Annotated in this window: 22 protein-coding genes; 9 read left to right on the top strand and 13 right to left on the bottom strand. The window is 66.8% G+C overall.

What is annotated here, in order from left to right:
* Positions 1–238: 238 nt before the first annotated feature.
* Positions 239–1,849 carry an alkaline phosphatase family protein gene (locus tag AABN02_RS02620; RefSeq protein WP_338413361.1) on the top strand — a complete coding sequence of 537 codons (1,611 nt, stop codon included), beginning with the start codon at positions 239–241 and terminating at the stop codon, positions 1,847–1,849.
* A 25-nt stretch (positions 1,850–1,874) separates the two neighbouring features.
* Here the strand turns inward: AABN02_RS02620 and AABN02_RS02615 are convergent, their stop codons facing one another.
* Positions 1,875–3,053, bottom strand: coding sequence for an MFS transporter (locus tag AABN02_RS02615; RefSeq protein ID WP_338413360.1), 1,179 nt, complete (start codon positions 3,051–3,053; stop codon positions 1,875–1,877).
* A 44-nt stretch (positions 3,054–3,097) separates the two neighbouring features.
* Here AABN02_RS02615 and AABN02_RS02610 point away from each other — a divergent pair, with 44 nt between their 5' ends.
* Complete coding sequence (locus AABN02_RS02610) at positions 3,098–4,195, top strand: tartrate dehydrogenase (protein ID WP_338413359.1); 1,098 nt, start codon at positions 3,098–3,100, stop codon at positions 4,193–4,195.
* A gap of 16 nt (positions 4,196–4,211) precedes the next feature.
* On the opposite strand, the gene AABN02_RS02605 is transcribed toward AABN02_RS02610, so the two are convergent.
* Positions 4,212–5,165 carry an NAD-dependent epimerase/dehydratase family protein gene (locus AABN02_RS02605; protein WP_338413358.1) on the bottom strand — a complete coding sequence of 318 codons (954 nt, stop codon included), beginning with the start codon at positions 5,163–5,165 and terminating at the stop codon, positions 4,212–4,214.
* Positions 5,166–5,259: 94 nt separating this feature from the next.
* On the opposite strand from AABN02_RS02605, the gene AABN02_RS02600 reads away from it, so the two are divergent.
* The 4 genes from AABN02_RS02600 to AABN02_RS02585 all read left to right on the top strand — a co-directional run bounded on the left by AABN02_RS02600 (position 5,260) and on the right by AABN02_RS02585 (position 10,650).
* Positions 5,260–6,186, top strand: a complete 927-nt coding sequence (locus tag AABN02_RS02600; RefSeq protein ID WP_338413357.1) for a LysR family transcriptional regulator — start codon at positions 5,260–5,262, stop codon at positions 6,184–6,186.
* A 131-nt stretch (positions 6,187–6,317) separates the two neighbouring features.
* Positions 6,318–7,544, top strand: coding sequence for a glycerophosphodiester phosphodiesterase (locus AABN02_RS02595; protein WP_338413356.1), 1,227 nt, complete (start codon positions 6,318–6,320; stop codon positions 7,542–7,544).
* A gap of 2 nt (positions 7,545–7,546) precedes the next feature.
* Positions 7,547–9,496, top strand: coding sequence for a bifunctional metallophosphatase/5'-nucleotidase (locus AABN02_RS02590; RefSeq protein WP_338413355.1), 1,950 nt, complete (start codon positions 7,547–7,549; stop codon positions 9,494–9,496).
* Between the two features lie 23 nt (positions 9,497–9,519).
* Positions 9,520–10,650 carry a tetratricopeptide repeat protein gene (locus AABN02_RS02585; RefSeq protein ID WP_338413354.1) on the top strand — a complete coding sequence of 377 codons (1,131 nt, stop codon included), beginning with the start codon at positions 9,520–9,522 and terminating at the stop codon, positions 10,648–10,650.
* A 15-nt stretch (positions 10,651–10,665) separates the two neighbouring features.
* Here the strand turns inward: AABN02_RS02585 and AABN02_RS02580 are convergent, their stop codons facing one another.
* The 7 genes from AABN02_RS02580 to AABN02_RS02550 all read right to left on the bottom strand — a co-directional run bounded on the left by AABN02_RS02580 (position 10,666) and on the right by AABN02_RS02550 (position 18,779).
* Positions 10,666–10,971 (bottom strand): Dabb family protein, encoded by a 306-nt coding sequence (locus tag AABN02_RS02580; protein WP_338413353.1) that lies wholly within the window; start codon positions 10,969–10,971, stop codon positions 10,666–10,668.
* 68 nt (positions 10,972–11,039) lie between these two features.
* Complete coding sequence (locus tag AABN02_RS02575; RefSeq protein WP_338413352.1) at positions 11,040–12,257, bottom strand: AGE family epimerase/isomerase; 1,218 nt, start codon at positions 12,255–12,257, stop codon at positions 11,040–11,042.
* Between the two features lie 14 nt (positions 12,258–12,271).
* A complete protein-coding gene (locus AABN02_RS02570) occupies positions 12,272–13,531 on the bottom strand; it encodes a YbiU family protein (RefSeq protein ID WP_338413351.1) in 1,260 nt (419 codons plus the stop codon).
* A gap of 33 nt (positions 13,532–13,564) precedes the next feature.
* Complete coding sequence (locus tag AABN02_RS02565; protein ID WP_338413350.1) at positions 13,565–14,551, bottom strand: Gfo/Idh/MocA family oxidoreductase; 987 nt, start codon at positions 14,549–14,551, stop codon at positions 13,565–13,567.
* Positions 14,552–14,908: 357 nt separating this feature from the next.
* Positions 14,909–16,438 (bottom strand): serine/threonine-protein kinase, encoded by a 1,530-nt coding sequence (locus tag AABN02_RS02560; protein WP_338413349.1) that lies wholly within the window; start codon positions 16,436–16,438, stop codon positions 14,909–14,911.
* A gap of 314 nt (positions 16,439–16,752) precedes the next feature.
* Positions 16,753–17,751, bottom strand: a complete 999-nt coding sequence (locus AABN02_RS02555) for a LacI family DNA-binding transcriptional regulator (RefSeq protein WP_338413348.1) — start codon at positions 17,749–17,751, stop codon at positions 16,753–16,755.
* Positions 17,748–18,779, bottom strand: coding sequence for a hypothetical protein (locus AABN02_RS02550; protein WP_338413347.1), 1,032 nt, complete (start codon positions 18,777–18,779; stop codon positions 17,748–17,750). Before AABN02_RS02550 ends, AABN02_RS02555 begins: the two co-directional genes overlap by 4 nt.
* Positions 18,780–18,993: 214 nt before the next feature.
* Here AABN02_RS02550 and AABN02_RS02545 point away from each other — a divergent pair, with 214 nt between their 5' ends.
* Positions 18,994–19,155, top strand: coding sequence for a hypothetical protein (locus AABN02_RS02545; protein ID WP_338413346.1), 162 nt, complete (start codon positions 18,994–18,996; stop codon positions 19,153–19,155).
* Positions 19,156–19,342: 187 nt separating this feature from the next.
* A complete protein-coding gene (locus AABN02_RS02540) occupies positions 19,343–19,600 on the top strand; it encodes a hypothetical protein (RefSeq protein WP_338413345.1) in 258 nt (85 codons plus the stop codon).
* On the opposite strand, the gene AABN02_RS02535 is transcribed toward AABN02_RS02540, so the two are convergent.
* The 4 genes from AABN02_RS02535 to AABN02_RS02520 all read right to left on the bottom strand — a co-directional run bounded on the left by AABN02_RS02535 (position 19,590) and on the right by AABN02_RS02520 (position 22,430).
* Positions 19,590–20,165, bottom strand: a complete 576-nt coding sequence (locus AABN02_RS02535) for a YceI family protein (RefSeq protein WP_338413344.1) — start codon at positions 20,163–20,165, stop codon at positions 19,590–19,592. The two genes, AABN02_RS02540 and AABN02_RS02535, sit on opposite strands and share 11 nt — an antisense overlap.
* Before the next feature lie 55 nt (positions 20,166–20,220).
* Entirely contained in the window at positions 20,221–20,799 is a 579-nt protein-coding gene (locus AABN02_RS02530) for a YceI family protein (protein ID WP_338413436.1), read from the bottom strand.
* A gap of 43 nt (positions 20,800–20,842) precedes the next feature.
* On the bottom strand, positions 20,843–21,403 hold the full coding sequence (locus AABN02_RS02525) for a cytochrome b (RefSeq protein ID WP_338413343.1): 561 nt from the start codon (positions 21,401–21,403) through the stop codon (positions 20,843–20,845).
* Between the two features lie 82 nt (positions 21,404–21,485).
* Positions 21,486–22,430: a MerR family transcriptional regulator gene (locus AABN02_RS02520; protein ID WP_338413342.1), complete on the bottom strand. Its 945-nt coding sequence runs from the start codon at positions 22,428–22,430 to the stop codon at positions 21,486–21,488.
* Positions 22,431–22,585: 155 nt separating this feature from the next.
* Here AABN02_RS02520 and AABN02_RS02515 point away from each other — a divergent pair, with 155 nt between their 5' ends.
* Entirely contained in the window at positions 22,586–23,158 is a 573-nt protein-coding gene (locus AABN02_RS02515) for a glutathione peroxidase (RefSeq protein WP_338413341.1), read from the top strand.
* Positions 23,159–23,208 lie beyond the last annotated feature (50 nt).

Below are 23,208 nucleotides of genomic sequence, written 5' to 3'. Positions count from 1 at the left end.
CTGAATGCCCCCTGATTCAAGGGGTGCCGGTGCGCAAGAGATTACTGGATCCAGTCGATGCGACGGCCATCAGCGACGGGCTGCCACCCGCCGGACTGGCCTCTTCATTTTCCAGATCAGGAAAAAAACGGCGCCATATCAAATACTTGGTACTTATAGGTACAAGCGAACTCTTCTTGGGTGTCCGGATGATTTTTCCGAATGCAGATCCGCGTGTGCTGACCACCGTATTTGATAATTGCAACGTATCGACACAAACGCCAGTGGTCACCGGTCGGGTGTGCGTATCCAATGTTTCCAGAACTGGCGGTTCCTGGTCGATTGTTCGGAGGGAGAAATGGTGGGTCCATCAAAAAAAGTATTGCTGCTGGAATTGAATGAAATCAACTGGCGGGTGATCGATCGCCTGATCGAGCAGCGTGGCAAGGCATTTTTGCCAAATTTCGAGAAACTGCGGACAGAGGGGGCCTGGGCGGTGCAGTCTGCGGTGGAGCGCTCTCCGCTGCTGGATCCCTGGATTACCTGGGTGACCTTGCACACGGGAGTATCTCCGGCGGTGCACGGGGCGTCGGTGCTGGAGCAATCCTCGGATTCCATCAGCGCCCCGCGCACCTGGCACTATGCCGCCGAGGCCGGGCGCAAGGTGGGGGTATTCGGGAGTATCAGCTCCTACCCGCCGCCGCCGGTCCACGGGTTTGTCGTGCCCGGCCCGTTTGCCCCGGGCAACGAGACCCATCCGCCGCGGCTGGCGCCCGTACAGGCTGTGAACCGGCGCTACACCCAGGTCCACAACAAGACAACGCGAGCGCCTACTCTCGCTGAAAACGCCGGAACGGCGGCTGCGCTGATCGGCATGGGCCTGAGCCTGGGCACGATGGCCCATGTCGCGACCCAGCTGGTGCGCGAGCGGCTGCAGTCGGGCCAGCGGTGGCGCCGGGTGTGTCTGCAGCCGCGCCTCAATTTCGACATTTTCGCGGCGCTGTACCGCAAGGAGCGCCCGGACTTCGCCACCTGGCACAGCAACCACGCCGCGCATTTCATGCACCATTACTGGCGTGCCTGGGACGACGCGGTATTTCCCGTCAAATCGTCGCCGAAGGAACGCAAGGACTATGGCGAGGCTGTGCCGGAAGGCTACCGGCTGTGTGATGAACTGATTGGCCGGGCGATGCAGTTGCTGGCGCCGGATACCGTGCTGGTGGTGGCGTCGAGCATGGGCCAGCAGCCCTATATCAGCGATGTGTACCGCGCGGGCAAGGTCATCGTGCGCGTCCGGGACATGGACGCGCTGCTGGCGGTGGTCGGGCGCGAGGGTATTTCCGAGGTGGTGCCCACGATGGTGCCGCAGTGGAATTTGCGCGTTGAGGATCCGGTGCGCCGCCTGGCGGTGAAAACGGCCTTCGAAACGGCCTATCGCGTTCGTGGGGAGGACCAGGCCGAACAGCGCGAAGCCTCGTTCGTGGTGCAGGAAACAGAATCCATCCTGACCGTGACACCGCTGGGCCTGACGCAGGACGGGCGGGATTGGCGCTACTGTTTCCCGCAGGCGGCCGGGGCCGATCCGACGGGGTATCCGATCGAGTCGCTGATGGCGATCGACGCGCCCACGGTCAAGCAGGGCATGCACCACATCGACGGGCTGCTGGCGTTCTACGGCGCCGGGGTGCGCAGTGGGGTGCGGCTGCCGGATTGCACCAACCTCGATGTGGCGCCGACCCTGCTGGCGCTGATGGACGTGCCGGTGCCGGCGGTGATGGAAGGCCAGGTGCTGGGCTGCACCGAAGCTTTCGCGGCCCGCGCCCGGCTGGCTGCACAAGCGAAGCCGGCGCCGCTACCGATCGCGGCCTGAGCCACGGCGCCTGGCGCGGCTGCGGTCAGCGCGCGGGCATCGCCGGTCGCACCCAGCCGACCAGCAGGCCCGCCGCCAGCAGCGCGCAGCAGCCCGAAAACGCAAACGCCGCGCCCGGCCCCGCCGACTGGTAGAGGGCCCCGAACACGACCGAGGCCGGCAGCAGCATCAGCCCCGCGGTCAGGTTGAACCAGCCGAAGGCGGTGCCCTGGCCGTCCGCGGGCGCGAGGTCGGCGACCAGCGCCTTCTCCACGCCCTCGGTGGCGGCGAGGAAGACGCCGTAGGCCGCGAAGACCGCGAACAGGCCCGGCCCCGCGTGTGTCAGCAGGCCCAGCGCGGCATAGACACCGGCGTAGGCGAGGTAGCCGCCCAGCAGCAGCCGCATCCGGCCGAAGCGGTCGGACAGCGCCGACAGCGGTGTCGACAGCACCATCGCCACGGCCGACACCCCCGCCCACAGCAGCGGCACCTGCGCCTGCGGCAGGCCGAGTTCCCGCGCGCGCAGCAGCAGGAACATGTTCGACGAATTGCCCAGCGTGAACAGCGCGACCACCACCAGATAGCGCCGCAAGGCGGGTGGCATGTCGCGCAGCCGCCAGTCGAAGGGTTTGCGGTTGGCGACTGGCCGTTGTGCTGGCTCCTGGAGGCCGAGCGCCAAGGCCAGGCAGAGCACCGCCGGCACGATCGACCACACGAACACGTCCTTCAGCGCCACGCCGGAGGCCAGCAGCGCGGCGGCCAGCAGCGGCCCGATGACGGCGCCGGCGTTGTCCATCGCCCGGTGCAGCCCGAAGGCCAGGCCGCGCCGCTCCGGCCCGACACTCGCGGCCAGCAGCGCGTCGCGCGGCGAGGTGCGCATGCCCTTGCCGACCCGGTCGGCGAAGCGCAGCAGCAGCAGCCCCGGCCAGCTCGTCACCAGCGCCACCAGCGGCCGCCCGACGCCGGCCAGCCCGTAGCCGAACACGATCCACGGCTTGGCGCGCTGCGTGCGGTCGACCACCGCGCCCGAGAACAGCTTGAGCAGGCTGGCGGTCGCCTCGGCGATGCCCTCGATCAGGCCCAGCGTGCGCGGCCCGGCCATCAGCACCGACGACAGGTAGAGCGGGATCAGCGGATACAGCATCTCGGAGGCCGAATCGTTGACCAGACTGATGAGTCCGATCAGCCAGACGGTGCGGGGCAGGGCGCGCAGGGAGGTCCACATGCGGGTCACGGTAGCATGGGTGCCCCCCATTCCGGAGCCTGCACATGACCGCATCGACCTCGCGTTTCCGCATTGCCGTGATGCCCGGCGACGGCATTGGCCAGGAGGTGATGCCGGAAGGGCTGCGCGTGCTCGACGCCGCGGCGCAGCGCTTCGGCCTCACGCTCGACACCACGCCCATCGCCTGGGCGAGCTGCGACTGGTACACGCGCACCGGCGAGATGATGCCCAGCGACTGGAAGCAGCAGCTCGACGGCCACGACGCGATCTATTTCGGCGCGGTCGGCTGGCCGGCGACGGTGCCGGACCACATCTCGCTGTGGGGCTCGCTGCTGAAGTTCCGCCGCGAGTTCGACCAGTACATCAACCTGCGCCCGGTGCGGCTGTTCGAGGGCGTGCCGTGCCCGCTGGCGAACCGCAAGCCCGGTGACATCGACTTCTACGTCGTGCGCGAGAACACCGAGGGCGAATACACCAACATCGGCGGCGTGATGTGGCCGGGCACCGAGCAGGAGGTGGTGCTGCAGCAGAACGTGTTTTCCCGCCGCGGCGCGGACCGCGTGCTGAAGTACGCCTTCGACCTCGCCCAGTCGCGCGCCCGCAAGAAGGTGACCGTGGCGACCAAGAGCAACGGCATCGCGGTGAGCATGCCGTGGTGGGACGGCCGCGCCGACGCGATGGCCGCCGCCTACCCGGAGATCGCGGTGGACAAGCAGCACATCGACATCCTCTGCGCCCGCTTCGTGCTGCAGCCGGACCGGTTTGACGTGGTGGTCGCCTCCAACCGGTTCGGCGACATCCTGAGCGACCTCGGCCCCGCCTGCACCGGCACGATCGGGCTGGCACCGTCGGCCAACCTCGATCCGGAGCGGCGTTTTCCGTCGCTGTTCGAGCCGGTGCATGGCTCGGCGCCGGACATCTTCGGCAAGAACATCGCCAACCCGGTCGCGATGATCTGGTCGGGCGCGCTGATGCTGGATTTCCTGAGCCACAGCCAGGGCGCTGGCCGCGCCGCGCACGACGCGATCGTGCGCGCCATCGAGGACGTGATCCGCAGCGGCCCGCGCACGCCCGACCTCGGCGGCACGGCCAGCACGACCGAGATGGGCGAGGCGATCGCGGCGGCGGTGCTGAACGGCTGACGGCTGGCGACTGACCTCAGCGGCGCAGGGTCGCCCGCAGCGCCACGTCCAGCGGCGTGTGCGGCAGCGGCCCGAGCGCGGCCTCCATCACCCGCCCGTCCAGCGCCTGTGGCACCTCCCACAGGTACGCCATCTCCGCCAGCTCGCGCCAGATCGGCACCACCCAGCCGCCGATTCGGATCACGCCCCATGGCAGCCCGCCGCGCTGCAGCGGCCCGGCCGGCGCGAGGCCGAGTTCGTGGGCGAGGCGTTCGATCGTGTCCAGCAGCACGGCGCCCGTCACGTCGTGGCTGCGGTGGTGCCAGCAGCGGAACGCCGGACCTTCCGCCGACCGCGCCGCTGCGGCGACAAACGCCTGCGCCAGATCGGGCAGGTAGGTCCACGCATGGACCCGGTCGGTCGGCCCCGGATAGACGAGCTTGCCCTTGGTCAGCGACTTGATGATCGCCTGGTCGAGCCATGTCCCGGAGCCGCTGCCGAAGAAGTCCCCGGCGCGGATCACGATGCTGCGCAGTTGACCGCTGGCGGCGCGTTGCTGCAGCTCGGCTTCCAGTGCGATGCGCAGTCGTCCCTTGCGGCCCGTGGCGGTCTGCGGCGTGTCTTCGCTCAGCACGGCGGGCATGTCCGCACCGAAGTTGTAGACGTTGCCCGGCAGCATGAAGACGGCGCCCAGCCGCTCCGCCACGGCCATGCCCTGGCGCGCCATCGGCAGCAGGTCGGTCGGCCAGCGGGTGTAGACCGGGTTGACGGCGTAGACCACGGCGCGCGCACCGGTCGCCGCGGCGGCCAGCGCGGCGGTGTCCGACAGGTCGATCGTCACCGCTTGCGCACCCGCTGGCAGCGCGGCGGGCGGGCGGCGCACCTGCGCCAGCACCTGCCAGCCAGCGGCGGCAAACGCCTGGGTCGCCGCGGCGCCGAAGCGGCCGTTGGCACCGAGGATCAGGATGCGGGGGGCGGAGGAGACGGTCATGGTGGATCCGAAAGGAGGTGGAATGCCTTCAGTCTGGCGGCCCGTCACCCATCCGAAAATCGACGAGGATGGCAAGCCAGCTATACAGTTCCGCATGACCGATCCCCTCGCCAGCTTCGACTGGACCCTCGTGCGCAGCTTCCTGGCGGTGCTCGACGCCGGCAGCCTGATGGGCGCCGCCCGCCGCCTTGGCGCGCAGCAACCCACGCTGTCGCGCCACATCGCCGAGCTGGAGGCGCAGTTGAAAACGCCGCTGTTCGAGCGCACTGGCCGCGGCGTCGTGCCCACCGCGGCGGCGCTGGCGATCGCGGATGCGGCGCGCGAGATGGCCGAGGGCGCGCAGTCGCTGTCGCGCGCGCTCGCCCGCAACCGTGAAACCACCGTCGGCACCGTGCGCGTGACCACCAGCCAAGTCGCGGCGGCGTGGCTGCTGCCGCCGGTGCTCAGCGCCTTGCAGGTGGCCGAGCCGGGCGTGCAGGTCGAGCTGGTCGTCTCCAACGAGGTGACGAACCTGCTGCGCCGCGAGGCCGACATCGCCGTGCGCATGGTGCGTCCGGCGCAGGCGTCGCTGCTGGCGCGCAAGCTGGCCGATCTGCCGATCGTCGCCTGCGCGCACCGCGACTACCTGGCGCGGGCCGGCACGCCGCGCGAGCCGATGGAGCTGCTGCAGCACCGCCTGGTCGGCTTCGACCGCGACGACGCCATCCTGCGCGGCTTCGGGCAGATGGGCCTGCCGGTCACGCCCGCGCACTTCGTTCTGCGCACCGACGACCAGATCGCCAACGGCCAGCTCATCGCCGCGGGGGCGGGCATTGGTTTTGCGGCGGCGTATGCGCTGCGGCACTGGCCGGGCGTGGTGCCGGTGCTGCCGCAGCTGGGGATTCCGGCCATGCCGTGCTGGCTGGCCGTGCACCGCGAGGTGCACGGCAGCCGGCTGGTGCGGCGGGTGTGGGATTTCCTGGCGGAGGCGATTCCCCGCGAAGTGGGCTGGGAATCGCCCGAGCCGTTCACGCCTTCTTGAGGAAACAGGCCTTCAGCATGAAGCTGCCGGCGTCATCCCGCTGACACGGCCCCGACACAGGCCCGTCACCGGCGTGGGGGAAGGTATGCGTTTCTTCACATTCCTTTTCACCCCCACCGGGAGCGAGCGCCATGGCCACCTTGTCCAACCGAACGATGACGCGCTGGAGCGCCGTGGCACTGGCCTGCGCCGCACTGCTGGCCGCCTGCGGTGGCGGCGATGACAGCCCCACCACGGCCGGCCCGCTGGCGCTGAAGACGCTGGACGGCACGGCGCCGGTGGTCGTGGCGCACCGTGGCGCCTCCGGCTACCTGCCCGAACACACGCTGGAGGCCTACACGCTGGCGATCGACCTCGGCGCCGACGTGGTCGAGCCGGACCTGATCGCCACCAAGGACGGCGTGCTCATCGCCCGCCACGACCCCAACCTCGACTACAGCACCAACGTCGCCAGCCTCCCCCAGTTCGCCGCCCGCAAGAAGACCACGCAGGTTGACGGCGAGACGCAGACCGGCTGGTTCGCCAGCGACTTCACGCTGGCCGAGATCAAGACCCTGGGCGCGATCACCACCGATGCGGAGCGCGCGACGGTCTACAACGGCGTCTTCAAGGTCGTGACCTTCCAGGAAATCATCGACCTCGTGAAGGCCAAGTCGGCCGCCAAGGGCCGCACGATCGCCGTCTACCCGGAAACCAAGAACCCGACCTACCACCGCGCCCTCGGCCTGCCACTGGAAGAGACGCTGATCGCCCAGCTCACGGCGGCCGGCTGGAACAGCAAGACCGCGCCTGTCTATGTGCAGAGCTTCGAGCCGAGCAGCCTGAAGACCCTGCGCAGCAAGGGCCTGAACACGCGCCTGATCCAGCTCATCGATGCCGACGACGTGGACCTGAAGACCGGCGCGCTGACCTTCGCCGCGCCCTACGACCGCCCGTACGACTGGTTCAAGGCCGGCGACACGCGGCTGTTCAGCGCGATGGTCACGCCCGCCGGGCTGGCCGAGATCAAGACCTACGCCGACGGCATCGGCCCGTGGAAGCCCTACATCGTGCCGGTCAAGGGCACGCTGGACGCGAGCGGCGCCGTCAAGGACCTGAACGGCGACGGCAAGGTCAACTGGGCCGACGCCACCACGCAGACCCCGACGACGCTGATCGCCGACGCGCACAAGGCGGGCCTGTTCGTGCACGCCTACACCTTCCGCAACGAGCAGCGCCGCCTGGCCTACGACTACAAGGGCGATCCGAAGGCCGAGTACCTGCAGTTCTACCGGCTGGGTCTGGACGGCCTGTTCTCCGACTTCGCCGACACCGCCATCGCCGCCCGCCGCGATTACCTGACCGAAATGGGACGCTGAACATGTCGCAACGCACCCCCCTGTTTGCCCTCACCGCCTTGGCACTTCTGGCGATGACGGCCTGTGGCACCGACGAGCCGCTCGGCACGCCGGCCGCCTCGACCACGCCGTTCACGGTGAAGATCGTCGGCTTCAACGACTACCACGGCACGCTGCAATCGCCGGGCACCTTCGGCACCAACACGACCGTGCCGACCGCCAGCCGCCCCGCGGTCGGTGGCGCCGACTACCTCGCCGGCCACGTCGCCAAGCTCAAGGCCCAGAACGCGCTGAACGTCGTTGTCGGTGCGGGGGACTTCATCGGCGCCACCCCGCTGATCTCGTCGCTGTTCCACGACGAGCCGGCCATCGAGACGCTCAACCGCATCGGCCTGGAGTTCAACGCCGTCGGCAACCACGAGTTCGACCACGGCTCGGCCGAGCTGCTGCGCCTGCAGAACGGCGGCTGCAAGGTCGTCGCCGGTGCCGCCGATCCGAACAGCTGCAAGGGTCTGACTGCGGGTACGCCGGTGCCGTTCGAGGGCGCGAAGTTCAAGTGGCTGTCGGCCAATGTGCTGAACACTGCCACCGGCAAGCCGCTGCTGCCCGCCTATGGCATCAAGACCTTCAACGGCGTCAAGGTGGCCTTCATCGGCATGACGCTGCAGGCCACGCCCACCATCGTCACGCCGACCGGCGTCGCCGGCCTGAGCTTCAAGGACGAGGCGGCCACCGTCAACGCGCTCATCCCCGAGCTGCGCGCGCAGGGCGTCGAGTCCATCGTCGTGCTGGTCCACCAGGGCGGCTTCCAGAGCGCCACCAGCCTGTCCGACATCAACGGCTGCGACGGCGACCTCGCCGGCTCGGACATCGCCACCATCATCAAGCAGCTCGACAACGCCGTCGACCTCGTCATTAGCGGCCACACCCACGCCGCCTACAACTGCTCGGCGGGCACCGTCGACGTCACCAGCACCGCGGGCGTCGTGTCCACCAAGGCCCGCACCACTGGGCTGGCCAATGCCACCGGCCGCCTCGTGCCGGTCACCAGCGCCAGCTCGTTCGGCCGTGTGCTGAGCGACATCGACGTGACCATCGACCCGACCACGCGCGACATCACCGCCGTCCAGGCCACCAACCGCCTGGTCGACCGCACCGACACGACGGTCACGCCCGACAGCGTCGTGCAGGCCATCGTCAAGGCCTACAACGACCTGGTCTCGCCGCTGGCGAACAAGGTGATCGGCGCGATCAAGGCCGAGCTGCCGGCGACCGCGGCGGACGCCGCCTGCAACATGCCCGCCGGCGAGCTGATCGCCGACGCCCAGCTCGCCGCCACGGCGCCGGCCGGTTTCGGCGACGCGGTGATCGCGTTCATGAACCGCGGCGGCGTGCGCAGCCCGGGCTTCACCTTCGCGTCGAGCACGGCGGGCGAGGGCGATGGCAACGTCACCTACGGCGAAGCCTTCACCACGCAGCCCTTCGGCAACAGCCTCGTCACGCTGACGCTGACGGCACAGGACCTGAAGAACGTGCTGGAGCAGCAGTTCGCGGGCTGCCGTGGCCAGGCCGCAGCGGCGACGCGGATCATGGTCCCGTCGAACGGCTTCAAGTACACCTGGGACGGCGCCAAGGCCTGTGACGCCCGCATCAGCAACGTCACGCTGACCCGTGGCAGCGCCACCGAGACGATCGTGGATGCGGCCGGCACGGTGCTCGCACCGACCAAGACCTACCGCGTCACCGTCAACAACTTCATGGCCACCGGCGGCGACGGGTTCACGACCTTCCTGAACGGCAAGCTGGCCCTTGGCGGCGCGCAGGACATCGACGCACTGACGGCGTTCATGGCTGGCTACAAGGCGCCGGCGGCCGCCTACGCCCGCGGCACCAGCGCGAACGACCTGGGCACGGCACGTGTCCTGCGCACGGGCGGCACGTCCTGCCCGACCGGCGCCGCGGTCAATCCGTGAGGCGACGCGCTGGTCACTGGGCCATGGCCGGTGCCTTGACCGGGCTGCTGATGGTCCCGTCGCCGGCGCGCGCCGCCACGGACGCGCCCGCCGACCGCGCCACCTTGCTCGCCGAGGGCGAGGCGGCGCTGGCGCAGGGGCGGGTGGACCAGGCGCTGCGGCGCTTCGAGCGCGCCGCAGCACTGGCACACGCCCCCGACACCGAGCTGGCGCTGGTGCGCACCTACCTGCAGGCCGGTGACTACCGGCAGGCTAGCGCCTTCAGCGCCCACACGGCGGGAGCCCACCGGCAGGTGGTGGAAGGCGCGGTGCTCTACGCCGGGCTGCTGGCGATCGGTGGTCAGCAACAGGCCGCGTACCGCCTGCTCGACGAGGCTGGCGGGCGTTTTCCGTCCTCGCCGATGCTGGCGGCTGTGCGGCGGTGGATCGACACGCCCGGGGCCGCGCCGGAGACGGTGTTGCAGCCGGTGCGGCTGGCGCCCTACGCCAGCGGCCCCGCCACGCCGCGGGGTGGGCGCGTCGTGGCCAGCGGCGTGCTGATCGACCAGGGGCGCCACGCGCTGGTGCCGCTGGAGGGCCTGGAGCGGCTGGAGGCGCTGCAAGTGCGCAACGGGCTGGGGCAGACTGCCGACGCACGCATCCGGCGGCGCGATTCGGCGCTCGGCCTGGCGCTGCTGGCGCTGACACCGGCATTGACCAGTCGCAGCCTGCCGCGTGCGCTGGGCGACTCGGCGGCCGAGCGGCCCCTGCCTGCGGCTGCCGCGCGCGACCCGTTTCCCGGCAGCCCCGGCTATGCGGTCGAGTTCCGGCCGGATGCCCACGCCCGTCCGGCCTGGCCGTGGCTGTACAGCGGTTTCCAGGGCGCGGTCGATGCCCGCTCGGGCCTGCGCACGCTGGGGGTCGAGATGCCGGCCGGACCGCGTGGCGGGCCGGTGCTGGACGCGGCGGGGCAGTGGGCTGGCATGGCTGTGCACCGCAGTGGCGTCGACCGGATGCTGCCGGTATCGGCGCTGCGTGCCGCGTTCGATCCGTGGATGGGCGCAGCCGCAACCGACACCGCACCGCGACCACGGGCCGCGGTCGACGAGGTCTATGAAGGCGCGCTGCGCATGACGCTGCAGCTCATCGCGGTGCCGCGGGGCGCCCCGCGCTAGCGGTCTCGGGCCGACTCAACCGCCGGAGGTGGCGTAGTCGAGCACCAGCACCTCCGCCAGCAGCGGCTGCAGCTGCGCGACGAAAGCCTGGTGCGCCGGATGCGGCAGGTAGTGGTCCCGCCCGGCCGCGTCGTCGAAGCTCAGCAGGAAGGCGTGGGTGTAGCCCTTCGCCAGCCCTTCCGGACTGACATCGGTGCCGCACTCGAAGGCCCGCACGGTGTCGATCGCCGCGGGCAGCGCCTGGAACGCCGCGGTGATGTCGGCGATGGCGGCCGGCGTGGTCTCTGGCTTGAACTGGAGCAGCACGAGGTGGCGCAGCATGTGGGTAACCTTGTGAATAAAGCTGTGTATAACGCTGTGGACAAGCTTGTGGACAACGTTCTGATTCGTCAGGCGCCAAGGCCACGCAGCACGTCCCAGCAGGCGCCCATCGTGTGGTAATCGGTCTTGCCGGCGGGGCTTTTTTCGTCGGAATAGGCGCGGTTGTCGGGCGTGCGGATGCGGTACCAGGCGCCATGGACATGGTCGACCATGTGCGCCCAGCTATAGGCCCAGATCCGGTCGTACCACTGCCAGTACGTGTCGTCGCCCGTGCGCACCGCCAGCAGTGCGGCGGCGGCGAAGCTCTCGGCCTGCACCCAGAAATACTTGTCCGCGTCGCACACCTCGCCGCCCGGCGCGAAGCCGTAGACGAGGCCGCCGTGTGTGTGGTCCCAGCCGTGGTGCATGGCGGTGTCGAAGAAGTGCCGCGCGGTCGGGACGATCCACGCCGGCACCTCGGCGCCGGGCGTGGCCTTCAGGTGCGCTTCGAGCTGCAGCAGCAGCTTGGCCCACTCGGTGAGGTGGCCGGTCTGGAAGCCCCAGGGGCGGAAGATGTTGGTCTTGTCGTCGCGGTTGTAGTCGGGGTCGACCGACCAGTCGCTGCGGTAGTGCTCCCAGACCAGCCCGCCGGCGAGCCCCGCCTGCCGCTGCGTGATCGAGGTCGCCAGCGTCAGCGCGCGGTCGAGGTAGCGCCGGTCCTTCGTCGCGTCGAACGCGGCGATCATGGCTTCGCAACTGTGCATGTTGGCGTTCTGGCCGCGGTACGTGCCGACCTGCCAGTCGGGGGTCGCCTCGTCGGCGTAGAGGCCGTGCGCCGGCTCCCAGAAACGCTGCTCCATCAGGTCGAAGGTGGCTCCCAGCCCGGCGCGGGCCTCGTCAATGCCCGCCATCAGCGCGTGGGCGTGCGCCAGCAGCACGAAGGCGAGGCCGTAGCAGTGGTTCGTGCCGTCCTGCACCGTCGCCACGCGGCGCTCGCCGTCCCAGTCGAGCTGCCAGGCGTAGCCGCCCTGTGGCTGTGCATGGGCGTCGTGCAGGAAGCGCAGGCCGTGGCGCGCGGCGGCCTGGTACGCCGGATCGCCGAAGCGCCGGTACGCCATCGCGTGGTTGAAGACGAAGCGCGTGCTGCTGACGAGGTGGCGCGTGCGCGTGTCGTAGACGGTGCCGTCGTCCTTGAAGAAGTGGAAGAAGCCGCCGGTCGGATCGAGGCAGCGGCCGTCGTAGAAGGCCAGCGTGTGGCGGATGTGGCCGAGCAGGAAGTCGGGGGTGCGGAAAGCGGGTGTCGTCATGGTCGGTGCCGTGGTCACGGGGTCAGGCCCATCTGTTGCAGGCCGAGCGGGCTGAGGTCGGCGGGCGTGGCGCGGCCGGCGAAGTCGAGTTCGTAGTCCTCGGGCGCGAAGTCCGGGCTGCTGCTACCGGCGAGGAAGGCGGCGGCCTGCCGCTCGGCGTAGCGGGCGTTCTTGTCGCACCAGGGGGCCGCGCCGATGTAGATGACGTCGCTGTAGCCGGTGCCGGTGTGGCGGTCCTCGACGGCGTGGATCACGTCGGAGTGCCAGAAGACGGTGTCGCCGGGTTGCACCTCGGGGATCGACACCAGCCCGGCGAGCAGTTCCGGGTGCCACTGCATTGACGCGCCCAGTGCGCGGCCGGGCTGCGCGCCGCAGAGATCGCCCTCGGGCACGTCGGCTTGCAGCGCGCGCAGCAGCATCCACGGCATGGTGCTGGCGATCGGCACGAGCTTGAGCGTGCCGTCGCCCGGGCCTTGGCGGGTCAGCGCGGTCCAGCCCTGGAAGGTGCGGAACGCGGAGCACACGGCGGGCGAGGGGATTTCCTTGGTCTGCGTGCGGCCTTCGCCGTCGAAGGGGTCGAAGGCGAGCGGGTCGCCCTGCAGCACTTCGCGGTACAGGTGGCGGAAGCTCGGCTCGCACCAGCGCTCCACCGAGCCGCCGTCCGAGTGCGGCGACAGGCCGAGCGTCGCGTCGCCGGCTTCGCGGCGGCGGATGCGGTCGGCGTAGTTGAACTGGCGGTCGGGGTCGAAGAAGCGGGTGACGCTGCCGTCCGGGCCGGTCTTCTCGAAGGTCCACAGCCGGTTCAGCCACGAACGGGTCAGCGCCAGGTTCGGGTGCTGGCGCGCCTGCATCTGCGGCTTCGACCAGTAGAGGCTGAAGATCTGCGGCCGGCCGGCGGCCAGCGCGCTGAAGTACTTGTCGAGGCCCGCCTTGTCCTGCATCCGCAGCAGGTAGCCGACCTCGTCGATGTAGCGCACCACCTCGGCGTTCCATTCGGCGATCTGCGCCGGGTCGAACACGCCGCGGATCACTGCGCAGCCGCGGCGGTGGACCCGGGCTACATCGGCGGGCGAGACGCGGCCGGCGGCGATGTCGGCGTAGGCGATCTCGGGGACGGCGTGGCCGCTGGCCATCTCGCTGCGGATGGCCGCGACCTCGTCGTGCAGCGCTTCGGTCAGGCGGGCGTAGCGGCCGGCGAGGTCGGGCACCTCGGCGCGCAGTTGGCGCTGGCTGGCGCGTACGGCGCTGGGGACATCGTGCATCCAGGCTTCCATGGCGTGGCTCCTCGGGTCAGGCTGGTGGGCTCTTCAGTCGATCTGCTGCGGACGGCCGCTGGCGGCGCTGGCCAGGCCCGCCAGCGCGACGGCCAGCGAGCGTTCGCCGTCCGCGCCGCTGGCCAGTGGCGCGCCTTGGCCGGCGCAGGCGCGCACGAAGGCGTCACAGCCGATCTCGTACAGGTCGACCTTGGGCGCCGGAACCTCGCGCTCGCCGCTGGCGTCGCGCAGCCACAGCCGGCCGCCGCCGTCCTGCGTCAGCGAGCCTTCGGCGTAGAGCGCGCCCTCGGTGCCGAGCACATGCAGCCGGGTCGCGGCGTGCTTGGCGACGAAGGACTCGTGGGTCTGCGCCAGCACGCCGCCATCGAATTCGAGCAGGCTCATCGCGCTGTCCTCGACCCGGCCCTGGCCGAGGCCCTGCTGGCGCGTCACGGTGGTGATGCGCCGCGGCTCGGCCTGCAGCAGGAAGCGCAGCAGGTCGGCGTCGTGCACGAGGATGTCGAGCACCACGCCGCCGCCGGCCCCGGGCGCGTCGATCCGCCAGCCCTGCAGGTGCGGCGGCAGATAGACCGCGTGCGAGACCTGCACCGCGTGGACCCGACCGATTGCGCCGCCTTCGATCAGGCGGCGCACCTGGCCGTGCAGCGCCGAGGCGCGCAGGTGGTGGTTGGTGGCGAGCACGCGGTTGACGGCCTGCGCGCGGTCGATCATCTGCGCCGCTTCCGACAGCGACATCGCCAGCGGCTTCTCGCACAGCACGTGGCAGCCGGCGTCGAGCGCGGCCAGCGTCTGCGCGGCGTGCTGCTCGTTGGTGGAGCTGATGTAGACGGCGTCCAGCCCGAGGGCCAGCAGCGCGCTCAGGTCGGTGTGGGCGCTGGCGAGGCCCTGCTGCTCGGCGAACTGCTGCGCGCGGTGTGCGCTGCGCGAGCAGACGGCGACCAGCTCCTGCCCGGCGATCTTGCGCAGCGACGGGATGACCCGCTCGGCGATGTTGCTTGCTCCGATGAAACCCCAGCGCATGGTGTGTGTCCTCGCATGTCTTGACGTGATGCCGAGGATGCTAGGGCGCGGCGTGCGGGGAGGGCAGCGCACTTTCCCGTGGGGGAGTCAGCGTTGGGAGCGAAACAAGCGGGGTGATACGCCCGGTTGGGTGTTGAGAGCCGGAATTCCGTCGGGCGAGCCAGCTTGTTGAACTGCCCACTGCGCACACCGCATGGTGGGCGGTGTAGGGGTTGGGATTTAGATAATCCCAGCCAATCGATCATGCTATATTTGAATATTGGCTTTCATGATAATTATTTTGATGGAGATATATGAACTGCCTGTAGCTAGATGTACTTATTTTTGAAAAATAACATTGATATTGGCAACCTAATTTCACGAAGCGATAAGAATTTTTTCTATAATTGACGCGATATCTTTATCAGAAAAACTCCTATTTGCCATAGTGTGAAAACTTGACGTTCTCATTTTATCAAGATTATATTGAAATCCATGAATGGTTAATCCGAATTTTGTTGTTGGTGGGGAAATATTTTCAGAAAACTGAATAAATATCCACTCCCCGTACTGGGACCCATCAATTTTTCGAAGCAATAAATTGTATCCGTACTCGGCATTTCCTATCTTGAAATTTGTTTCAGCTAGTCCAAACAGAAGAATGTTATTTGCCTTTAGATAGGAGTCTTCTGGACTATGAATTACAAAACCATGATATTGTCGTTTCTGGAAATCCAATTGCTTATTTTTTTGCGTTTGGTTGTAGTTGTCAATCTCATCGTAATTGCCAAATGCAATTTTAAAACTTAGATTGCTAAAAGATATTTTTAGTTCGCGCAAGGTAGAGTTTTTGGCGCAGGGTTTTTCATAAATAGAAATTTTTTCATCTTCAAACTGGTGATTGATTGCGTCGATCTTTTCCTTGAATTGGCGAAATAGTTCTGAAATTTCGAAGTTTAGAAATTTTATCCACTCAGTATTTTTTTCGGTTTCTTGCGCCAACTTTAATTCCTGAGCTTTTTTTGCTTGTAGTGCCATATTACCAATAGCCGCCAATCTGGCAATATCTGCCGATTCACAGTTATTTATTGCGCGCGCCTCATTTATGGCAATCACAATGTCGTCAATATTGCTGTACCTTTGATTAGCTCTTTTGTTTGACATTTTGCTTATAATTTGCTCCAGTTTGGTTGATATTCCGGATCTATAGTTGCTAAAATTTGGGAAGGAAGAAAAAAGATGGCACTCTCGCCACTCAATCTCTGTATTGGCAGAAAAAGGGCGAACGCCGGTTAATATTTCAAAAAATATTATTCCAAGAGAATAAATGTCCATGGCGGTGGTGTTTTTGTCGCCAATCCAGCATTCGGGTGACATATAAGGAATTGTTCCAAATCCCTTGAATGACCGAGATCTAGTTTTTTCATCAATGTATTTCGCTAGGCCGAAATCAGTGATTAGAAGCTCGCCTGCATCACCAACCAGGATATTCTCTGGTTTGAGGTCACGATGAACTACTTTTTTATGAACTTCACGCATTCCATTTAGAATGTCTAGGAACATTTGGAAGCACGTGTCTAGCGGCAAATTTTTGGCAATTTTTAATCTTAGATTGCCATTTTTGTAGTATTTTTGAATTATAAATAAATAATTGGTTCCATTGATAACTAATCTCCCATTATGCAGGGATGTAACTATATTTTTATTTGGCAGGGAGTTGCAAACATCCAATTCTGTTTGAAGCAATGACTCTACATCTGTATTTTCAATGACTATTAACTTTATTACAATTTCAGCTCCTGAAGATAATTCTTGGCCTTTGTATATTTCTCCCATTCCGCCTTTGCTGAGAAAAGAGAATGATCCATACTCATTTCCAGATTGGTTAATAATATTTGGTATATTCATTTGTATAAAGATAAATAATTGGCGTGTGTGAAATTAATGATGCGGCTGTTTATTTTCTAACTTAATGTTGACGTTGCGCCCTGCTGGGCCAACAGGGTTGGCGCTGCGTATCAGTTTTCGCGCGAAAGCACGCAAGCCGTTGTCGGCATTGAAGTTTTTCTCTGCATTGCATGGTTTCTCCCCCATGAAAATAAACTCAAAGCCCGCACTGCCAGCGTAACCGACTCTGCTGCCGAAAGTGGTAAATCATAGCTGCGCACTCGATAACCGGTCTACTGGTGGCACCCTCATTTCGATGACAGTCCTACCCGCCGTCAGGCCGCGCCGACACCCACCCCCGAACTCTCCCGCACCATCAACTCCACCCCCATCACCATCTCCTGCGGCATCGCCCCACCCCCCACGAGCATCTCCACCCCCGTGCGCCCCAGCTCCTGCTTGTCCACGCGCAGCGTGGTGAGCGGGATGGCGCCGTAGCGGGCGGCCGGGATGTCGTCGAAGCCGACGAAGGCGATGTCTTCCGGGATGCGCAGCCCGGCGTCCAGGCACACCCGCATCGCCGCCAGCGCCGCGCTGTCGTTGTAGGCGAACACGGCGTCCGGCCGCAATCGCCGGCGCAGCAGCGTGCGCATGGCCGCCGCCGCCCCTTCCGCGTCATCCAGCCCCGGCGGCGCGAGCGCTTCCAGATCAGGATCGGCCAGCACCCCCGCCTCGAACAAGGCGCGCCGGTAGCCCCGGCTGCGTTCGCGGATGCTGAAGTGCGCCAGCGAGCCGGCGATGTAGGCGATGCGCTGTCGGCCGAGGTCGAGCAAATGGCGCGTGGCCTGGTAGCCGCCGCCGGTGTTGTCCGGGTTGACGGCGGCGCAGCCGGGAATCCAGCCATCGACCAGCACCAGCGGCAGCCCCAGGTCGGTCAGTTGCGCCAGCACCTCGTCCTCGAAGTAGCCCGCCACCAGCAGCGCATCGGGCTCGTGCAGCTTGAGCAGCTTGCCCACCGCGTCGCCCTGCCGCGCGCTCAGCAGCGTGGGCGCCACGCCGAACTGGCGGCAGCCCTCCTCGACGCCGTGCATCACCTCGGCGAAGAAGGGGTTCACGGCGAAGTTGCTGTGGTGCCGGTGGATCAGGAACACCAGCCGCGGCGCCTTGCCCGAGCGCAGCCGCGTCAGGTCGTAACCGAGGTCCGCGGCCACCTGGCGGACATGGCGGCGCGTCTCGTCGGACAGGCCACGCTGGTTCTTCAGCGCACGCGAGACGGTGCCGACCGACACGCCCGCGGCGTTGGCGATGTCGCGGACAGTGACATCGCCGCTCATGGCTGGCACTCCGCGGCGGACAGCGGGCGGGCACTGAACCGGCTGCGCACGACCAGCGGCTGGCCGGGCGTGAGCGTCAGGCCGGTGCGGGCGGACAGCGGGTGATCGGCCGGCGGCGCGGCGACCCGGCCCAGATCGAACGCGCCGCACACCGGCTCGACCCCGAGCGCCAGGTGCCGGCCATTCCACGGCGGATACAGCCGACCCCGGTGGCTGACCCAGAGCATCAGGTCGGGCAGCAGCGCGCGGTCCCAGTCCAGTTCGAGCGCCCAGCCGCAGTCCAGATAGCGGGCGGTGACGGGGCCGCCCAGCGCCATCAACTGCAGCAGGTCTTCGCTGTCCTGCGGCTGCGGGAAGCGGGTGAGGTCGGCGGGCGGGCCGTCGGTGGTGGGCACGGCGTCGAGCCGGTCGAAACGCTGGTCCGGCGCCAGCCGCGAACGCCCGGGCTCGGCCGGCACCGGGTAGCTCAGGCCGGGGCCGTGCGCGGGCAGGTCCAGCGCGACGCGGCCGGCATCGAGCCGCAGCGTGGGGTGCAGGGCGACCGGCAGCGTGCAGGGAACCCGCGCCTCGATGCACAGGCTGAGGTCGACCACGCCTGCGTCGGGTTGCGCGCGCACCGTGCGGGTCAGCCGCGCGATCGGGTCGGAGGCGGGCAGGGCGATCGTCAACGCCAGGGTGTGCGGATCGTCGGTGGCGAGCCAGGCCCAGTCGTGGTGGGCGCTGTAACCGTGGCCCCAGTCGTCGTGCGGGGTGCGGGCAGACCAGCCGGCGGGCAGATCCACGGGCCGGTCGGTGCGGCCGAAGGGGACGCAGGGCCAGTCGCCCCGCAGGCCGCGCATCAGGCCAGTCTGCGCCGCGCCGATCGGCTCGGCGTGCCAGGGAGCGATCTGCATCGGCGAGAAATCCGGCTGCCCCGGTGCGGTGAAGACCACCGGCGCCAGCATGGCCCCCAGACGGTTCAGGGTCAGGCGGCCGTGGGGCCAGTCGATGGATCGGGCGTCGGCAGGGGGTTCGGCAGGGAAAAACATGGGCTCGAACTCTGGTATTCCGGGAGTTCGAGTGTAGAAAAAGCAGATCGTTTAGTAAACAACCATGCGTTCATTCTTGTTTCTTCTGAATCAATTAGGCGCTGTCATCCGCAGGATTAACTCGTGCGTTGTCATCGGTATCAATAAGTTCACCTTCAAGCGACACCCGCTGTGTCACCGGAAGATGTGAAAAAACTCGATGAGCCATCCCGCCATGAAGCATCTCCTCCGCACCGATCATCCCGCTCCCCGTCGCCTGCCGCTGCAGGACCGGCAGACCGAAAAGGGCCGCAAGCAGGAAACCTTCGACTACGGCCGCCTCGGCTGTGACCAGCGCAGCATGGCCTTCGCCCTGCGCATGGACCGCAAACGCTGATCCTGTGCGCCGGGCGGAAGCGCCCAGTATCGTGTCTGCCAGCCTCAGGCGCATTGCCGCTCGGTAAAAGCGCGCAAAGTTATCCCCGTTGGCGGAAATTCCACCGAATCAAGGTATTCTCGTGTGACGAGTGTTACGACATGGATCTGATGTAGGTCTGTCGTGACAAGTCATCAGGAGAGCCTTCATGAAGTACCACAGGCGCATCCGCTGGTCGGATCTGTTCACCACCTCGACCGGTCTGGCCCGCTTGTTTCTGGTGGTGATGGTGTGTCCCGCTGTCATGCTGGCCGCGGCGCTGGCGTCGATCGTGATGACGCTGGTCGGGTCGCTGTCCTTGCTGGGACTCACCCCGCGACAGCCGCGCGCACCCTGGCGCACGGCGAGCGAGATGATCGGCACGGTGCTGGCCCGTGCCTTGGGGCGTCAGGGCTTCACTGCTTGACGGCTTCGACCTGGACCACCAGGCGCATGTCGTCCGAGAAGCCGTAGTTGATGCCATAGCTGGCACCCCACAGGCTGCGCTGGATGGTGGCTTCGAAATCGCCGCCACACACTTCGCGCTTGACCATCGGGTTCATGTAGCAGTTGAACTTGGTCGCCTTCAGCGTGACCGGGTGCGTCTTGCCCATCAGCGTGAACTGGCCGCTGACTTCCTTGACCTTGTCGCCCTCGAACACGAACTTGTCGCTGACGAAGCGCGCGGTCGGGTAGGCCGCGGTGTTCAGGATTTCCGGGCTCTTCAGGTGGCCGTCGAACGGGGTGGTGCCGGTGTTGACCGAGTTGGCATCGATGGTGATGTCCACCTTGCCGGTCTTGCCGGCGCGGTCGAACTGGAGGGTGCCTTCCTTCTTGTCGAAGCGGCCACGGTTGGTCGAGGTGCCGAAGTGGTCGATCTCGAAGGTGACGAAGGTGTGCGTCGGGTCGATCGCGTAGGCGGCGCTTTCGGCGTGGGCGGCCGAGGCGAACAGGACGGGCACCAGGGCCAGGGCGAGCAGGGACTTCTTCATGGGAGGGATACCTTCAGGGTTGGAGAGGAGAGGGACAGACAGGGGGCTGGGAATTTCAGAGCGCGGGCACGCCGCTCAGCAGCAGCTTGAACTTGACCTGCACGTCGTTGGCGACCATCGAGGTGTCGGCCCATTCGCCTTCGCCGATCTTGAATTCGAGGCGCTTGATGGCGAAGGCACCGGAGGCGGTCGTGTTGCCGCCCGCCTGCGCGAGGGCCACGGGCACAGTCACGTTCTGCACATTGCCCTTGATCGTCAGCTTGCCGGCGACCTCGAACTTGCCGGGGCCGACCGCCTTGATCGCGCTGGACTGGAAGGTGGCTTGCGGGAACTTGGCCACGCCCAGCCAGGTCGGCTTGACCACTTCGGCATCGGTTTCCGGCGCACCGAAGGTGGCGCTGCCGGTGTCGATGGTGAAGCTGACCTTGCCGGCCTCGGGCTTCTTGGGGTCGAACGCGATCTGGGCGTCGAACTTGCGGAACTTGCCTTCGACGGGCACGCCCATCTGCTTGCTGACGAAGCCCATCTCGCTCTTGGCGGCGTCGAGCTTCTGTTGCGCGAGGGCGGGCTGGCTGACCAGGACGAGGAATGCGGCGGCGGCCAGCGCCGCGGTGCTGAACGTGTTCAGTCTGATGTTCATGTGAACGCTCCGAAAAGGGGTCGTGGGGCTCAGGGGCTCAGACCGGGCCGATGCCCATGCGGCCGAGCAGGCGGTCGCGGTCGATGAACTGGTGCTTGAGCGCGGCGCCGACGTGGGCCAGGACCAGCGCGGCCAGTGCGAAGGCGGAGAGTTCGTGGAAGGGCTTGATCGCCTCGGCCAGCGCCTTGTCCACCGGCACGAAGTCCGGCAGCGGCAGCACGCCGAACCACACGATCGGGAAACCAGCGGCTGAGCTATAGGCCCAGCCCGTCAGCGGCACCGCGAAGAACAGCAGGTACATCAGGTGGTGCGTGGCGTGGAAGGCGGTGGTCTGCCAACCGGGCATCGCGGCCTGGATGCGCGCCGGCAGGGAAGGCGGGCGCTGGACGAGTCGCCACAGCAGCCGCGCCGCCGACAGCACCAGAATCGTCACACCGGCCCACTTGTGCCAGTTGTAGAGCTTCAGGCGTGTCGGCGAGAAGGGCAGGTCGGCCATGTAGTTGCCCACCACGAAGAGGCTGACGAGGGCGATGGCCAGCAGCCAGTGCAGCGCGATCGACAGGCCGTGGTAGCGGGGAGAAGGGTTGCGCGGTGTCATGGTTGCCAGTTTGGGGCGTCCCAGGCCCGGCCGGGTTCACCGCGCTTGATGCCTGCGTAGCAAAAGTCTGAATGCCCGCGGGTCAGCGCACGGCGCTTCGCCAGCGCCCGACTTCGGTGCGCACCTGGGCCAGGTTGTCCAGCAGCGTCACCCCGGGCGGGTCGCGGCGCAGCATCGCGGGCTGCGAAGTGCCGGCCCAGATCTCGATCGATGCGGGCAGGCGGGCGCGCAGATCGGCCAGGTGGTCGAGCGCCGGCCCCGCCGCAGCGAGCGAGGAAAAGCTCAGCGCCACCACCTGCGCCCGGTGCGCCTGGGCGGCCAGCACCATGTCCTGCAGCGGTGTCTGCCGGCCCAGGTTCATGCAGGCGCAGCCCTCGACGGTGAGCATCGCCTCGGCCATCAGCAGCGCCAGACCATGCTGCTCGTCCGGGAAGGTGGTCAGCAGCACCCGCGGCGTGCCGTCGGCCGTGGCCTCCGGCGCCGAGGCGATGGCCGAGCGCAGCACAGTCTCGATCGCCTCGCTGCACAGGTGTTCCTCGAAGATCGCGAGCTGCCCGCGCGACCAGGCCTGCCCGATCTCGACCAGCAGCGGCGCCACCACCTCGCCGACAAAGTGCCCCAGCCCCCGGCGCAGCAGCGACTGCATCAGCGCACGCCTCAAGCCGATCACATCGTGCGCGCGCAGCAGCGTGTAGAGCGCCTGGGGTTCGGCGCTGAGCGCCGTGTCGTCCGGCGCAGGGGCCACGGTGCGGTCGGCGCGGGCCAGCTCGCCGATCGCCTGCAGGTCCTGCAGCGGCAGGCTGACCACGCGTCCGGGCCGCCAGCCGGCGTCCAGCAGGCGCTTGATGTGGCGCAGCCGCTCGACCTGCTCGGCCGGGTACAGGCGCTCGCCATTGCTGTCGCGCAAGGGGCTGGGGAAGCCGTAGCGGCGCTCCCAGACCCGCAAGGTGTCCTTGCCGATGCGGGTGTCGCGTTCGACGGCGGCGATGGTCAGCATGTGCAGTGCGGCGGGTGCCCGGTCGTTCATCAGGGGCTCCGAGTGTGCCGTACACCGAAACGGGGCTGTCTGCAGCGTCCGCCGGTGTTCACCGGGTGTCTTTGGTATGTCTTGGACAAACGCTTGTTAAATTCCATGATGAGGCCTAATATAAACCTCAATCCAACATTTGCCCAAGACAAATCATGTTCAAGGCACGGCAAGTTTCACGCGCTGCACACGCCCTCTGTGCACTCGGACTGGCGGCACTGATCGGCCCGGCGCAGGCGGCCACGTGCCCGGCGCTGCTCGACCGCAGCGTGCCGCGCCTGCAGGACGAACAGCCGCAGTCGCTCTGCCAGTACGCCGGCAAGGTGGTGCTGGTGGTCAACACGGCCAGCCAGTGCGGGTTCACGCCGCAGTACAAGGGACTCGAAGCCTTGTACGAGCGCCTGCGCGGCGAGGGGCTGGTGGTGCTGGGCTTTCCGTCGAACGACTTCGGCGGGCAGGAGCCGGGCTCGGCGACCGAGATCGCGGCGTTCTGCGAGAACCAGTTCGCCGTGAAGTTCCCGATGTTCAGCAAGGTGACGGTCAAGGGCGACAAGGCCCATCCGCTCTATGCCGAGCTGGCCAGGCGCTCGGGCAAGTCGCCGCTGTGGAACTTCCACAAGTACCTGGTCAGCCGCGATGGCCAGACCGTGCACAGCTACACCAGCCTGACCGCGCCCGACGACGCGGCGCTGCTGCGCGACGTGCGGGCCATGCTGAGCGCGCGCTGAAGTCTGGAACGGACCGCATGAAAAATGAACAAATCACTGCCCCGGCCCCG

It is taken from the genome of uncultured Sphaerotilus sp. (genome assembly GCF_963924895.1).
Classification (GTDB): domain Bacteria; phylum Pseudomonadota; class Gammaproteobacteria; order Burkholderiales; family Burkholderiaceae_C; genus Sphaerotilus.
The sequence above is the reverse complement of the archived record's forward strand: the minus strand, read 5'-3'. Positions and strand labels throughout refer to the sequence as shown.

Bases quoted from the DNA above. Each gene is read 5' to 3' on its own strand.
- AABN02_RS02615 (WP_338413360.1), bottom strand. From the start codon at position 3,053: ATGTGGACCTCCCTGCGCGCCCTGCCCCGCACCGTCTGGCTGATCGGA.
- AABN02_RS02515 (WP_338413341.1), top strand. From the start codon at position 22,586: ATGTTCAAGGCACGGCAAGTTTCACGCGCTGCACACGCCCTCTGTGCA.
- AABN02_RS02520 (WP_338413342.1), bottom strand. From the start codon at position 22,430: ATGAACGACCGGGCACCCGCCGCACTGCACATGCTGACCATCGCCGCC.
- AABN02_RS02605 (WP_338413358.1), bottom strand. From the start codon at position 5,165: ATGACCGTCTCCTCCGCCCCCCGCATCCTGATCCTCGGTGCCAACGGC.
- AABN02_RS02590 (WP_338413355.1), top strand. From the start codon at position 7,547: ATGTCGCAACGCACCCCCCTGTTTGCCCTCACCGCCTTGGCACTTCTG.
- AABN02_RS02580 (WP_338413353.1), bottom strand. From the start codon at position 10,971: ATGCTGCGCCACCTCGTGCTGCTCCAGTTCAAGCCAGAGACCACGCCG.
- AABN02_RS02570 (WP_338413351.1), bottom strand. From the start codon at position 13,531: ATGGAAGCCTGGATGCACGATGTCCCCAGCGCCGTACGCGCCAGCCAG.
- AABN02_RS02595 (WP_338413356.1), top strand. From the start codon at position 6,318: ATGGCCACCTTGTCCAACCGAACGATGACGCGCTGGAGCGCCGTGGCA.
- AABN02_RS02545 (WP_338413346.1), top strand. From the start codon at position 18,994: ATGAAGCATCTCCTCCGCACCGATCATCCCGCTCCCCGTCGCCTGCCG.
- AABN02_RS02540 (WP_338413345.1), top strand. From the start codon at position 19,343: ATGAAGTACCACAGGCGCATCCGCTGGTCGGATCTGTTCACCACCTCG.
- AABN02_RS02535 (WP_338413344.1), bottom strand. From the start codon at position 20,165: ATGAAGAAGTCCCTGCTCGCCCTGGCCCTGGTGCCCGTCCTGTTCGCC.
- AABN02_RS02560 (WP_338413349.1), bottom strand. From the start codon at position 16,438: ATGAATATACCAAATATTATTAACCAATCTGGAAATGAGTATGGATCA.
- AABN02_RS02600 (WP_338413357.1), top strand. From the start codon at position 5,260: ATGACCGATCCCCTCGCCAGCTTCGACTGGACCCTCGTGCGCAGCTTC.
- AABN02_RS02555 (WP_338413348.1), bottom strand. From the start codon at position 17,751: ATGAGCGGCGATGTCACTGTCCGCGACATCGCCAACGCCGCGGGCGTG.
- AABN02_RS02610 (WP_338413359.1), top strand. From the start codon at position 3,098: ATGACCGCATCGACCTCGCGTTTCCGCATTGCCGTGATGCCCGGCGAC.
- AABN02_RS02550 (WP_338413347.1), bottom strand. From the start codon at position 18,779: ATGTTTTTCCCTGCCGAACCCCCTGCCGACGCCCGATCCATCGACTGG.
- AABN02_RS02585 (WP_338413354.1), top strand. From the start codon at position 9,520: ATGGCCGGTGCCTTGACCGGGCTGCTGATGGTCCCGTCGCCGGCGCGC.
- AABN02_RS02575 (WP_338413352.1), bottom strand. From the start codon at position 12,257: ATGACGACACCCGCTTTCCGCACCCCCGACTTCCTGCTCGGCCACATC.
- AABN02_RS02565 (WP_338413350.1), bottom strand. From the start codon at position 14,551: ATGCGCTGGGGTTTCATCGGAGCAAGCAACATCGCCGAGCGGGTCATC.
- AABN02_RS02525 (WP_338413343.1), bottom strand. From the start codon at position 21,403: ATGACACCGCGCAACCCTTCTCCCCGCTACCACGGCCTGTCGATCGCG.